The sequence below is a fragment of the Curtobacterium pomorum genome (genome assembly GCF_044497295.1).
Classification (GTDB): domain Bacteria; phylum Actinomycetota; class Actinomycetes; order Actinomycetales; family Microbacteriaceae; genus Curtobacterium.
Genome location: NZ_CP172409.1, coordinates 3,291,071 through 3,302,906 on the forward strand (window position 1 = coordinate 3,291,071; position 11,836 = coordinate 3,302,906).

General features: G+C 69.9%; 14 protein-coding genes. 7 read left to right on the plus strand and 7 right to left on the minus strand.

Features of this window, described 5'->3' with window-relative positions; translation table 11 throughout:
* Positions 1-66: 66 nt before the first annotated feature.
* Genes ACGH48_RS15740 through ACGH48_RS15750 form a run of 3 tightly spaced genes read right to left on the minus strand, consistent with a single transcriptional unit; the run spans position 67 to position 2,883 of the window.
* Entirely contained in the window at positions 67-1,122 is a 1,056-nt protein-coding gene (locus ACGH48_RS15740; protein ID WP_396289268.1) for a DUF2891 family protein, read from the minus strand.
* The gene (locus tag ACGH48_RS15745; protein ID WP_123291729.1) at positions 1,109-2,179 is read right to left on the minus strand and encodes a DUF979 domain-containing protein; all 1,071 of its coding nucleotides are present in this window, start codon (positions 2,177-2,179) and stop codon (positions 1,109-1,111) included. Before ACGH48_RS15745 ends, ACGH48_RS15740 begins: the two co-directional genes overlap by 14 nt.
* Positions 2,176-2,883, minus strand: a complete 708-nt coding sequence (locus ACGH48_RS15750) for a DUF969 domain-containing protein (RefSeq protein WP_123291728.1) — start codon at positions 2,881-2,883, stop codon at positions 2,176-2,178. Before ACGH48_RS15750 ends, ACGH48_RS15745 begins: the two co-directional genes overlap by 4 nt.
* Before the next feature lie 120 nt (positions 2,884-3,003).
* Here ACGH48_RS15750 and ACGH48_RS15755 point away from each other — a divergent pair, with 120 nt between their 5' ends.
* Positions 3,004-3,648: a GntR family transcriptional regulator gene (locus tag ACGH48_RS15755; RefSeq protein ID WP_123314313.1), complete on the plus strand. Its 645-nt coding sequence runs from the start codon at positions 3,004-3,006 to the stop codon at positions 3,646-3,648.
* Positions 3,649-3,694: 46 nt separating this feature from the next.
* Here ACGH48_RS15755 and ACGH48_RS15760 read toward each other — a convergent pair whose 3' ends face one another.
* From ACGH48_RS15760 to ACGH48_RS15770, 3 genes are all read right to left on the minus strand, one after another.
* Entirely contained in the window at positions 3,695-3,916 is a 222-nt protein-coding gene (locus tag ACGH48_RS15760) for a hypothetical protein (RefSeq protein WP_148061831.1), read from the minus strand.
* A 32-nt stretch (positions 3,917-3,948) separates the two neighbouring features.
* Complete coding sequence (locus tag ACGH48_RS15765) at positions 3,949-4,524, minus strand: TetR family transcriptional regulator (RefSeq protein WP_123314314.1); 576 nt, start codon at positions 4,522-4,524, stop codon at positions 3,949-3,951.
* A gap of 61 nt (positions 4,525-4,585) precedes the next feature.
* Positions 4,586-5,125, minus strand: a complete 540-nt coding sequence (locus tag ACGH48_RS15770; RefSeq protein WP_396289269.1) for a hypothetical protein — start codon at positions 5,123-5,125, stop codon at positions 4,586-4,588.
* A 72-nt stretch (positions 5,126-5,197) separates the two neighbouring features.
* Between ACGH48_RS15770 and ACGH48_RS15775 the strand changes: the two genes are divergently transcribed.
* From ACGH48_RS15775 to ACGH48_RS15800, 6 genes are all read left to right on the plus strand, one after another.
* Positions 5,198-5,443, plus strand: a complete 246-nt coding sequence (locus ACGH48_RS15775; RefSeq protein ID WP_396289270.1) for a hypothetical protein — start codon at positions 5,198-5,200, stop codon at positions 5,441-5,443.
* Positions 5,440-5,697 carry a hypothetical protein gene (locus tag ACGH48_RS15780; protein ID WP_396289271.1) on the plus strand — a complete coding sequence of 86 codons (258 nt, stop codon included), beginning with the start codon at positions 5,440-5,442 and terminating at the stop codon, positions 5,695-5,697. Before ACGH48_RS15775 ends, ACGH48_RS15780 begins: the two co-directional genes overlap by 4 nt.
* A gap of 191 nt (positions 5,698-5,888) precedes the next feature.
* Positions 5,889-7,370 carry a DUF6421 family protein gene (locus ACGH48_RS15785; RefSeq protein ID WP_396289273.1) on the plus strand — a complete coding sequence of 494 codons (1,482 nt, stop codon included), beginning with the start codon at positions 5,889-5,891 and terminating at the stop codon, positions 7,368-7,370.
* Positions 7,367-8,038, plus strand: a complete 672-nt coding sequence (locus tag ACGH48_RS15790) for an SDR family NAD(P)-dependent oxidoreductase (protein ID WP_396289275.1) — start codon at positions 7,367-7,369, stop codon at positions 8,036-8,038. The genes ACGH48_RS15785 and ACGH48_RS15790 overlap by 4 nt, the downstream gene beginning before the upstream one ends.
* Before the next feature lie 4 nt (positions 8,039-8,042).
* Entirely contained in the window at positions 8,043-9,116 is a 1,074-nt protein-coding gene (locus ACGH48_RS15795; RefSeq protein WP_123314318.1) for a low specificity L-threonine aldolase, read from the plus strand.
* A gap of 18 nt (positions 9,117-9,134) precedes the next feature.
* Positions 9,135-10,601, plus strand: coding sequence for an SDR family NAD(P)-dependent oxidoreductase (locus tag ACGH48_RS15800; protein WP_396289276.1), 1,467 nt, complete (start codon positions 9,135-9,137; stop codon positions 10,599-10,601).
* 21 nt (positions 10,602-10,622) lie between these two features.
* Here ACGH48_RS15800 and ACGH48_RS15805 read toward each other — a convergent pair whose 3' ends face one another.
* A complete protein-coding gene (locus tag ACGH48_RS15805; protein ID WP_396289277.1) occupies positions 10,623-11,801 on the minus strand; it encodes an SGNH/GDSL hydrolase family protein in 1,179 nt (392 codons plus the stop codon).
* Positions 11,802-11,836 lie beyond the last annotated feature (35 nt).

The window sequence follows — 11,836 nt, forward strand, 5'->3', positions numbered from 1 at the left end:
TGCGCAACCGACGCAGGGGGTTGACAGCAGCACGTCGGATCGGCGACCATGCCCCTCGTTCGGGGGTCAGCGCGCGGCGTGCTCCCGCGCTTCCATCGCGTCCCAGGCGAAGCTCGCGAGCCAGTGCGTGGAGTAGTACTCCTCGCCGACACTGGCTGCCAGCCCGGAGGCCAGCAGCCGGTCGGCCGCCTCGTCGAGCAGGCTCGCGAGTCCGTCGTCGTCCAGCTCGCCGGCGCGCAGGGCGTCCGCGATGCGCCGGGCCGATCCCGCTCGTGACAGGTCGAGCCCGAACAGGTGCACCTGCTGCGGGTCGGCCTCGTCGCGGACCACCGTGGACTGCAGGATCGCATCCCCCGACCGCACCTGGGCGAAGAAGCCGTCCGACCACGTCGCGAACTCGGCCGGGGTCAGCACTGCCCGCATCAGGTCGGCCTCGGCCAGCCCGGCCGACAGGAAGTCGTGTCCGCTGCGCTCCCAGGCGAACGGCCAACCGGCGTCCTCGCCGAACCACTCGCGCGCGGCACGCTCCACCGTCGCGGCGAGTTCGTCGCGCCCGAGCGACCGTGCAGCCTCGAGCACGAGCAGCAGCCCGAAGGCCGAGTTCGAGTGCACGCCGTGCCGGACGGGGTGGGCGGCACCGTCGACCCAGCGGGTGACGAGGTCCTCGAGCACGTCGACGACGGGCACGAACCCCGGGGCGAGCTCCCGGATCCCCGGGACGTCCGACGCGGAGACCTCGGCGGCGAGCTTCGCGAGCCAGGCCCACCCGTAGGGGCGCTCGTAGTGCGGCGTCGTGTGGAAGTAGGCGGCTTCCGTCGCCAGGTGATCCGCGCTCAGGTGGGCCCGCAGGATCGTGGTGAGTCGGGCCTCCAGGTCGGCCGACAGGCCGTGCGCGACCAGACGCGCTGCGAGCCAGTGCATGTGCACGGACGAGTGCCAGTCGTAGGACGTCGCGAAGGCGGGGTGCAGCTCGACCGGGAGTGCCCGGTCGTCCGGACCGGACGTCGTGTGGTGCGCCGCGTACGGGTACTCGCGCGAGGTGTTCTCGGCAGCGACGGCCGCGAAGCGGTCGGCCCACGCGGCCCGGGTCAGGTCGAGCGGGGCAGCATCAGAAAGCGACAAGGTACATGACTCCCATGTTGACGACGAGCAGGATGGCGGCGGTCGGGATCTGCGCCTTGATCGGGCCGTACTTGTCCCGCATCTCGAGCAGGGCAGCCGGCACCAGGTTGAAGTTCGCGGCCATCGGCGTGACCAGCGTGCCGCAGAAGCCGGCGAGCATGCCGATGGCGAAGATCGCGGCGGGGTTGCCGTCGAAGCCCTGCACCAGGACGGGCCATCCGATCGCGGCCGTCATGATCGGGAAGGCGGCGAACGCGTTGCCCATGATGATCGTGAAGAGCGCCATGCCGAGGCAGTAGACGACCACCGCGGCGATCAGCGAGCCGCCGGGCAGGATCGACTTGATGATGGTGCCGACGGCATCGCCGACCCCGGCCTGGGTGAAGACGATGCCGAGGGTGGAGAGCATCTGCGGCAGGAGCGCTGCCCACCCGATGGCCTGCAGCAGTCGACCGCCCTCACGGATGGGCGTCGCGATCCTCGGCGGACGCAGGACGAACACCGCGACGACGACGGCGAGCACCGAGCCGATGCCCAGGCCGGTCAGCGTCGCACTGCCCTCGGCGAGCAGGGGCGCTCCGCCGATCGAGACGAGCGGCCCGAGCGTCGCGACGAGCACGGCGACCACGGGCACGACCAGGGCCGGGATGAAGAGCTTGTTGCCGAACCGGGTGGCGAACGCCGCGCGCTCGTCGGGGCTGGTCGTCGCGAGGACGCTCGTGCTGGCGGACGGTTTCGTGGCGGCAGCGGTGGGTTCGGCCGGGCCGGTCTCCGCCCCCGTGCCGGCACCGGGGATACTGGCGACCCGTGTGCGGCTGGTGGTCCCGGTGAACCCGAGTCCGGCGAGCGCGACCATCACCAGGACGGCGATGCCGAGCACCCACGACGGCGCGGTCTTGGCGGCGACGAACGTGCCGTAGAAGAACGAGACCCCGAGGATCCCCCAGAACGCCGCGTTGCCGAGTCGCTTGGCGTGCGACGTGTCCGTGACGATGAGGACGGCAACCGCGATGAAGAACGCGCCGATGAGCCAGTAGAGCCATTCGCTGGTGATCACGCTGCAGCTCCCTGCGTCGGGGCGTCGACGCGGGCGTCGGCGGCCATCTTGTCGAGCGTGCGGTCGAACAGCAGCAGTCGCGTGCCGTGGACCAGGAGCGCGGCGATGCCCGTCGGGATCGCCCACAGCGCCAGGTCGATGGGCTCGAGCGACAGACCGTAGGTGGCGTCGACGAAGGTGGTGATGAGCAGGATCGAGCCGACGGCGACGAACACGTCCTCGCCGAAGAAGACCCCGACGGTGTCGGACGACGCCGAGTAGCCCTTGATCTTCTCGCGCATCCGCTCGTCGATCCGGCCGTACTTCTTGATCGCCGCGCCTTCGGCCATCGGGTGCACGAGGGGCCGCACGGTCTGCGCCGGCCCGCCGATGCTGGTCAGGCCGACCGCGGCCGTGACCTGCCGGATGGCCAGGTAGCCCGCCAGCAGACGACCCGTCGTGAGCTTGTCGAGCTTCGCGATCAGGCGCTTGGCCTGGTCCTGCAGCCCGTAGCGCTCGATCAGGCCGATGACGGGCAGGACGAGTGCGAAGGTCGTGACGGACCGGCTCGACGCGAAACCGTCGCCGAACGCAGTGAGGATGCCGACGGGACCGATCCCGCCGATGGCCGCGGTGACGATGCCCGCGACGGTCACGACGAGCAGCGCGTTGATGCGCAACGCGAACCCGATGATGACGACGGCGACGCCGATGAGGACGAACATGCGGGACAGTCTGGCCCGCATTGTTCAACAATCGCAAGAGGCCGATCCGCTCTGTAACACGACGGTCACACGGTGCGAGGTTCGCACCTGCGATGCCCGAGGCCGTGTCAGGATCGGGACATGACCCGAACCGTCAGTGGTGCCGACTCGACTGCCGATCGGCTGCGCACCATGATCGCGTCGGGCGAGTTCTCCCCCGGGGCGCAGCTGTCCGAGGAGCGACTGAGCGACCAGCTCGGGGTGTCGCGGAACACGCTGCGCGAGGCCTTCCGGCTGCTCGCGCGGGACCGGCTGGTCGAGCACGTCTTCAACCGCGGGGTCTTCGTGCGACGACTCTCCGCCGAGGACGTCACCGACCTCTACGCCGCCCGGCGGGTACTCGAGGAAGCCGCGGTGCGGGCGTGCACACCGACGTCACCGGCGCTCGACGCTGCTGCCGCCGCCGTCACGGCTGCTCGGGACGCTGCGGTCACGGGCGACTGGGGTGCCGTCGGCACGGCGGACATCCGGTTCCACTCCGAGCTCGTGCGCGCGGTTCCGAGCACACGGATCCACGGGCTGATGGACGGGCTGCTCGCCGAGATGCGGCTGGCCTTCCTGACGGCCGACGACCCGGCGTCGTTCCACGCCGAGTTCGTGGAGCGGAACGAGGCGATCGTCGTGGCGCTGCGCGCCGGCGACCAGACCGGGGCCTCAGCACTGCTGGCGGACTACCTCGACGATGCGGAGCGGACGCTGCGGGTCGCTGCGGGCGCGGCAGGCTGACGGGAGGCCCGGTGCGGGTCGTTCCTACGGGCTCGCGCCGCCGCGACTAGCGCTGGTACCGCCCGAGGCCGCGCTTCTTGTCGCGGAGCGCGACGGCGAGCATGCTGCCGCCGAGCACGAGCCACAGGACAGCCATGAACACGCGGAAGCCACTCGGTTCGATGACCGCCATGACACTCCACAGCACCCCGACCGCGATCCACACCGCGCCGACCCAGACCAACGGCCGCCCGAAGGCTGCCCGGAGAAGACGGCTGTCACTGCTCATGGGCCGAACCCTACGCCCGCGCGCACGACACGTCAGCCCCCGACGAGCGCCTTCACCGCGTCGATCACGATCTGCCGACGCCGCGCAGGTGCGACCGCCGCGACCAACGAGCCGTACTCGGGAGAGGTCGAGCTCCAGAACGCGGCGAGGTGCATCACCAGACCGAGCAGCACCGCCGGCCGGTAACTGCGCGGCAGGACCCCGGCGCGCTGGGCGTGCTCGACCGCGGCGACGGCTTCGGTGTTGCTGGCGATGACGGCTTCGAGCGCACCGTCACTCCCCCGCTCGAGGCGGTGCCACGTCGCGAGACGCTCAGCCCACGGGCGCTGCACGTACGAGTCGTGCAGGCGGGCGGCCCACTCGGCGAGGTCGTCGGTGTCGACGGGGACCTGGTCGAACGTCTCGGCGACGATCTGGGCGAGGAGGGCGTCGAACAGCCCCTCCTTGCTGCCGAAGTAGTGGAAGATCTGCGCCTTGTTGCTCGACGCCGCCGCGGCGATCCGCTCGATCTTGGCGCCGACGAGCCCAGCCGCGGCGAACTCGTCGCGTGCTGCGAGCAGGAGTCGTGCGCGCATCGCGTCGGCGGCTGGGGGCGTGAAGCGTGCCATGCAGACAACCGTATCGACCGAGTCGGCGCCGCGGAGTCGGATGGCCGCGATGCTGTGCCGATCAGGCGCGCTGCCGCCGAACGACCCCCCTCAGGACCAGCCCCACCGCCAGCAGGACGCCGGCGACCACGGATCCCTGGACCAGGTCGGAGAAGCCCTGGCGCACGTCGGCGTTCCAGAAGAGGACCACGGCGATCAGAGCAGCGGTCAGGCCGAGCACGATCAACCGGTCTCGCAGTCCCCCGCCGGAACGACTGACGACGGCATCGATCGCCACGAGCGGGACCGGGAGTAGCGCGGCGAGTGCAGTCGATCCTCCGGACACCGCGGTTCCCACGAGGGCACCCGCGCCGAGCCCGATCGCTGCACCCAGCCAGTTCGCCCGGCGCACGCGGAGGGTCGGTGGAGCAACCCTCCTGCGTGACGCGAGCAGGAGGGCGAGCAGCCCGAACGCTCCCAGGACGAGCAACGTCGAACCCACGTCCCACCAGGCAACGTCCGGGCCGCCGACGATCGTGACCCCGAGGCCGAGGGCGCCGAAGCACGCGGGTGGCACCCACGTTTCGTCGATCGCGCGGTCGCGCGATTCCTTTTGTTCCACCTGACAAACGTACCGTCAAGTCTCCACATACAGTGTGTGCAACATCAGTAGTGTGGTGGTCAAGGGAGGCCCATGCCCAAGAAGTCTCGCGTCCGCCGCATCGTCAGGACCGGGCTCGCGGTCGGCTCAGTCCTGCTGGCCGCATCCTGCGTCGTCCTCGACGCCGGCGGCTGGCCACTCTCGGTCGCAGCCGGAGCAGCCGGGCTGTCCGCCTCGGGCTTCGCGGGAACCGTGGATCCGAATAGCAGGGCCGCCCCCGCGGCCTTCTTGATCTGCGTGGCAGCGATCGGCACGGCGCTGCTCCTCCACTTCCGATGAGGCGATGGGTACCGGCGCTCAGCGTCCTCGGCGGGCTGGTCGCGACCGTCGGTGCTTGGCTCACACTCGACCTGCTCTACGCCTGCGTCGCTGCACTGGCCACGCTCACCTGGTCGGTGTCCGCGCCGAGCGTCATCGGGACCACGCCGATCCCCCAGGGAGCATCGCCGGACCCTGCGGCAGTGCGGCGATGGCGCGCAGAGCACCCGAGCTCGAGCGTGAGCGAGGCGATCGCCGCCGTCACGAAGTCGTAGCTGCTGACGCTCCCCCGAGCCCGCGCCGACGAAACGTTGCGCGCAGAACGGCATCGCGTGCGCGGAGGACGGCGCCGCGCACGAAAGCCCCGCAAATGGGCAAGAATGCATCCCCCGATCCTCCCTAGGCTCATGACAAGCGCACCACCACGCCGCAGATCCGCGGCCGGCCCAATGACGGGAGGTTCGACATGTCACAGTTCGTCCAGGAGTTCACGCAGGGCGCCATCGTCGGAGAACCCGAGGTCGTCGAGGACCGCACGTCGGTGCGCGAGGTCGCCGAGCATCCCGCGTGGACGCGGCTGAAAGCCGCTGTCGTGTCGTTCCGCGCGCTGCAAACGGCCGACGGCTCGATACCCGACCAGGCGGACCACGCGACCGCTTCCGAGCACCTGGCCACGATCCTCCCGGCCATTGCCGAACTGGCACCGTTCTTTCCGCACGATGCGGCGTACCACGCTGCACTGCAGCGCGACTTCGCACGCTGGGAACGCGACGGTTTCGGCGTTCCCGACTTCCTCGACGCACTGAACGAATTTCAGCCGCAACAGCACCGCGTCGACGGGCTCGGCCACCTGGTCGTCTTCCCGATGGTGACGCAGAACGGCAGTTCCTCGCGGCTCGTCGAGGCCGTCCTGGTCGAGGTCATCTGGCCGGAGTTCATCGCGGAACTCGAAGCGGGCGACTACAGCAACAAGTTGTTCGTCGCGTTGCGGTTCGTCGACTTCACGCCCGGCTACGACACGAACTCGGCGGTGCTGTTCCCCGAGACGGTGGCAATGCGCGAGATCCCGACGTTCACGTGGGGTGCGATCTTCCAGGACCGCGAAGCTGCTCGCTACCGCAGAGTCGTCCGTGCCGCTGCGGAGATCACGAAACTGGAACTGCCTGACGACGCTGCAGCGATGCTCGACGACCAGGAGCTGACGGAACAGGTGTTCGTGATGTGGGACCTCATCCACGATCGATCGCACATGCGCGGGGACCTGCCGTTCGATCCGTTCATGATCAAGCAGCGGATGCCGTTCTTCCTCTACTCGCTGGAAGAACTGCGTTGCGACCTGACGGCGTTCCGGGAGTCCGTGCGGCTCGAACGTGCACTTTCTGCATTGCCGGAAGCAGATCTCAATGATGCCCAACGCGCGATCCGCGACCACGCCCGCCTGGTGCAGTACGCCGTCGTCTTCGACCGCATCTTCCGGTTCGCGATCACCGGCAGCCGTGTCCGGAACTACGACGGACTCGGCGGGCAGTTGTTGTTCGCGTGGATGCACCAGCACGATGTCCTGCACTGGACCGACACGCAGCTCACCATCGACTGGGACGCCGTTCCTGACGTGATCATCGCGCTCAGCGATCAGATCAACGAGTTGTACCGGCGGTCGATCGACCGGCCGAAGTCGGCGCACTGGCTCGCTGCGTACGAGATGCTCACCCGGACGCTCACGCCGCACCCGGCGTCGAGATGGGCGCGTGGGCTGCCGGAGGAAACGCTCGCCGGAATGCCCAAGGGGTACACCGACGCAGTGATGGACGACGAGTTCCCGCTGTCGATGTTCTACGAAGCGCTGAACAAGAAGATGGCTGCGGTCATCGCCTCGACGGCCGGCATCACCGGGTCGTCGTCGGGTGCTCCGTCCGCTGTTCCGTCTGTTCCGGACGTCGCCGCGTGAGCGCTCGGTCCTTGTCCGGTCGCACGGTGCTGATCGCGGGTGCGACCAGTGCCAGCGGCGCGGCGGTCGCGCACGCACTCACCTCCGCCGGGGCGACCGTCGTCGCGGTCGGCACCAGACCAGACGCACTGGAGGCCCTGCACGCCTCCGTCCCGGGCGTCACGACCCACACGTGCGACCTCGCAGACCTCGGGGCGGTCACCGCGCTCGCGGCTGCGGTCCGCGAGACGTCGGGACCGGTCGACGGGCTGGTCCACCTGGTCGGTGGGTGGCGTGGGGGCGGCGGCATCGCCGGCCAGTCGGACGAGGACTGGGACTTCTTCGACCGAGCGTTCCGCACCCTCCGGAACACCACGCGGGCGTTCTACGACGACCTGGTGGCGTCCCCGGCCGGACGGCTCGCGTTCGTCTCCTCCACCGCGGTCGACTCTCCCACCGCGGGTGCCGCCAACTACGCCGCCGCCAAGGCCGCTTCCGATGCTTGGGTCCGTGCCGTCGCACAGGGCTTCCGGAAGGACGCACCGGACTCGGCGGCAGCCACCGTGTTCGTCGTCGGCGCTCTGGCCGGTCTCGAAGAGCGGCTCGGCGACGAGGTCGTGCGGCTCTGGACGGCACCGCCGGCCGACGTGAACGGCGCCCGTCTCCCGCTCTCCCTTTCCTTAGGATGAACCAGTGACCCTTCGACTCCACGACCTGGACCTGCGGGGCTTCGCCTCGGACAACTACGCCGGCGTCCACCCCGAGGTCCTCGACGCGATCGCCGCGGCCAACGACGGCCACCAGATCGCGTACGGCGAGGACGTCTACACGGCCCGCCTCAACGAGGTGATCGCCGACCACTTCGGCTCGCAGGCGCAGGCGTTCCCGGTGTTCAACGGGACGGGCGCGAACGTCGTCGGGCTGCAGTCGATGCTGCCGCGGTGGGGTGCCGTCGTGTGCACCACGACCGCGCACATCCACACCGACGAAGCGGGCGCTCCCGAGCGCATCGGCGGGATCAAGCTGCTGCCGGTCGAGACCCCCGACGGCAAGCTCACCCCCGAGCTCATCGACAAGGAGGCCTGGGGCTGGGGTGACGAACACCGCGCCCAGCCGCTCGTGGTGTCGATCACGCAGACCACCGAGCTCGGCACCGCCTACACGGTCGACGAGATCCGGGCGATCGCGGACCACATCCACCCGCTCGGCATGACGCTGCACATGGACGGCGCTCGGATCTCCAACGCCGCCGCGACCCTCGGGCTCCCCCTGCGCGACTTCACGACCGACGCCGGCGTGGACGTGCTGAGCTTCGGCGGCACGAAGAACGGCATGCTCTACGGCGAAGCGATCGTCGTGCTGAACCCCGACGCGTCAGAGGGGCTGCACTACCTGCGCAAGATGAACATGCAGCTGTCGTCGAAGATGCGGTTCGTCTCGGCCCAGCTCATCGCGCTGCTGTCCGACGACCTGTACCTGCGCTCCGCCGGGCACGCCAACGCCATGGCCGCCCGACTCCGCGGCGCACTCGAGGCCCGGATCGCCGATGGCAGCATCCAGGGCGTCGGGTTCAGCCAGGAGACCCAGGCGAACGGGGTGTTCGCGACGCTGCCCGCCGGGGTGGCCGAGCGGCTGCGCAAGCACTTCCGGTTCTACGACTGGGACGCCAGCCGCAACGAGGTGCGGTGGATGTGCGCGTACGACACGTCGGAGCAGGACATCGACGACTTCGTGGCGGCGTTGACGCGGGAGCTCGACGCGGCCTGATCCAACGTAGAATCCCGTGTGATCTCCGAGCACCCCGAACCCAGCGGCATCCTCCCCGAGGACCTCGACGCCACGCTCCGGGTGCTCGAGCAGATGACCGAGATCGACGAGACGCACCCCGACTTCGTGCGGGTGCGACAGGCCACGGCGAAGATGTTCAAGGCCGTGAAGCGTGCGCACCGACTCGAGAAGCGCGCGGTCATCGCCGAGGCCGACCGCCTCGTGATCGCCGCCACCGCGACCGGAGCCGCCGACCGGATCGACGACGAGACCCGCGGGGTCCCGATCACCACCTCGACGACGGCGTCCACCGCCGGCACACTGCTGAAGTCACGCCCCTGCTACATGTGCAAGCAGCAGTACACCGTCGTCGACGCGTTCTACCACCAGCTGTGCCCCTCGTGCGCGGCGATGAGCCACGCCAAGCGCGATGCCCGGACCGACCTGACGGGCAAGCGGGCGCTGCTGACCGGTGGCCGCGCGAAGATCGGCATGTACATCGCGCTCCGCCTGCTGCGTGACGGCGCCCACACGACCATCACGACGCGGTTCCCCCGCGACGCCGTCCGTCGGTTCACGAGCCTGCCCGACTCGGCTGACTGGATCTCGCGCCTCAAGGTCGTCGGCATCGATCTCCGCGACCCTGCCCAGGTCATCGGGCTCGCCGAGGACGTCGCCGCGGCCGGCCCCCTCGACATCCTGATCAACAACGCCACCCAGACCGTGCGCCGTTCGACCGGTGCGTACCAGCCCCTCGTCGACGCCGAACTCGCGCCGCTGCCGGACGGCCCGCTGCCCGAGCTGGTGACCTTCGGGCACACGAACGACCAGCACCCGCAGGCGCTCGCCCGCTCGGTGACGGCGCACCCGATTCTCGCGGCCGCCGCAGCCCGGGCCGACGAGCTCACCGAGCAGGCCATGGCTCCGGGGTCGAGCTCGCTCGAGCGCCTGGCCATGGGCACCGCCATCGACGCCGGTGGCCTCGTGCCCGACCTGCACGACGTGAACTCGTGGACGCAAGCCGTCGACGAGGTCGACCCGCTCGAGATGCTCGAGGTCCAGCTCGCGAACACCACCGCGCCGTTCATCCTGATCTCGAAGCTCCGGTCCGCGATGGCGGCGAGCGAGGCGCACCGTACCTACGTGGTGAACGTCAGCGCGATGGAGGGTGTGTTCGGCCGCGCCTACAAGGGGCCGGGGCACCCGCACACGAACATGGCGAAGGCCGCCGTGAACATGCTCACCCGCACGAGCGCGCAGGAGATGTTCGAGACCGATCGCATCCTGATGACGAGCGTCGACACCGGGTGGATCACCGACGAGCGGCCACACCCGACGAAGGTCCGGCTGGCGGAGGAGGGCTTCCACGCGCCGCTCGACCTCGTCGACGGGGCTGCCCGCGTGTACGACCCGATCGTCCGGGGCGAGGCGGGCGAAGACGTGTTCGGCGTCTTCCTGAAGGACTACAAGCCGAGTTCCTGGTGAGGTCCACGGCCCGTCCGTCGCTCAGTCACCCTCGTGCGCAGCCAGGGTGGCGAGCACGAGCTTCGCGATCCGACGCTGCCCCTCGTCGTTCGGGTGGATGCCGTCCGTCGAGTAGATCCCGGCGCCCGACGTGTCGGCCTCGGGGAACGTGTCGGCCATGCTGACGTACGCGGCTCCGCCCTTCGCTGCGGCACGCTTGATCTCGGCGAGGTAGCTCGACCACGGCTCCGCCATGCCGTCCGTCATGCTCGACGCCGGCGTGAACTCGCCGATCACGAGCAGCGAGGGCTTCGAGGGGAGCGCCGCGAGCGCCTCGAGGAACGCCACGTACCGGGCGCCGAGCTCGTCGGGTGTGAGGTTCGCCGCGTCGTTGCCACCCAGCGTGATCGTGATGAGGTCCGGAGCAGCACGACGCATCGCCGTCAGGAAGCCCTCTTGGTCCTTCGTGAACGTCGCGATCGTCGATCCCGAGTGCGCCGAGTCGTAGCGGTGGATCCCCTTGTCCCGGTCACCGTCGTAGATCGTGAACCCCAGCAAGGAGAACGGCGCGACGGCGGTGACGGTCACCGTGTGCTCCCCGCTCGACAATCCGTCCACCGTCGTGGTCGTCCCGGTGCTGGCGGTCCCCGTCGTGGCCACGGTCGTCGGTGCGGCTCCGTCGACGCTGTAGGTGAAGTCGCCGGACCCGGGGTAGCGCGCCCACCAGATGTCGATCCCGGTGCCCGAGAAGCCGTAGCTCCGCGAAGCGCCCGCCTGCATGGCGACCGATCGGTAGCCGAGGTCGGGGGTGGTGACGTCGAACTGACTCTCCCCCGTGCGCGCCGTCGCCCAGTCACCCCAGGTCGAGTCCGGTGCGTACACGGCGAACTGCGCCGGGAGGTACCCGGCCCCTCCGGTGACCCCGTCGGTCGGGTGCTCCGTGCGCAGCTGGTCGAGCGTGAGGTCCATCCACCGGGTGGGGCGTGACGAGGCGCCCTGCCCCTCGGTGATCGAGTCCCCCAGGGCGACCCAGTTCGCGGGCGCCTCGGTCCGGTCGGCCACGGCGGCGTTCCATGTCGCGAGCGGCTCGGCGACCTCCGGGGTCTTCGCCGCGGAGCACCCCGTCGCGACGATCGACACGAGTGCGACGACCAGGCCGACGACGAGTCGGGGCGACCCGCGACGCCGACCGCGATCGGTGGTGCGCTCGTGGCCGTTCACGTTGTCTCCCCTGGGTGGGATGTTGTCCGCGACCG

What these genes read in the sequence shown, in the direction of transcription:
- ACGH48_RS15760 (WP_148061831.1), bottom strand. Translation starts at nt 3,916, where the DNA reads ATGAGCAGTGACAGCCGTCTTCTCCGGGCAGCCTTCGGGCGGCCGTTG.
- ACGH48_RS15750 (WP_123291728.1), bottom strand. Translation starts at nt 2,883, where the DNA reads ATGTTCGTCCTCATCGGCGTCGCCGTCGTCATCATCGGGTTCGCGTTG.
- ACGH48_RS15775 (WP_396289270.1), top strand. Translation starts at nt 5,198, where the DNA reads ATGCCCAAGAAGTCTCGCGTCCGCCGCATCGTCAGGACCGGGCTCGCG.
- ACGH48_RS15785 (WP_396289273.1), top strand. Translation starts at nt 5,889, where the DNA reads ATGTCACAGTTCGTCCAGGAGTTCACGCAGGGCGCCATCGTCGGAGAA.
- ACGH48_RS15755 (WP_123314313.1), top strand. Translation starts at nt 3,004, where the DNA reads ATGACCCGAACCGTCAGTGGTGCCGACTCGACTGCCGATCGGCTGCGC.
- ACGH48_RS15765 (WP_123314314.1), bottom strand. Translation starts at nt 4,524, where the DNA reads ATGGCACGCTTCACGCCCCCAGCCGCCGACGCGATGCGCGCACGACTC.
- ACGH48_RS15780 (WP_396289271.1), top strand. Translation starts at nt 5,440, where the DNA reads ATGAGGCGATGGGTACCGGCGCTCAGCGTCCTCGGCGGGCTGGTCGCG.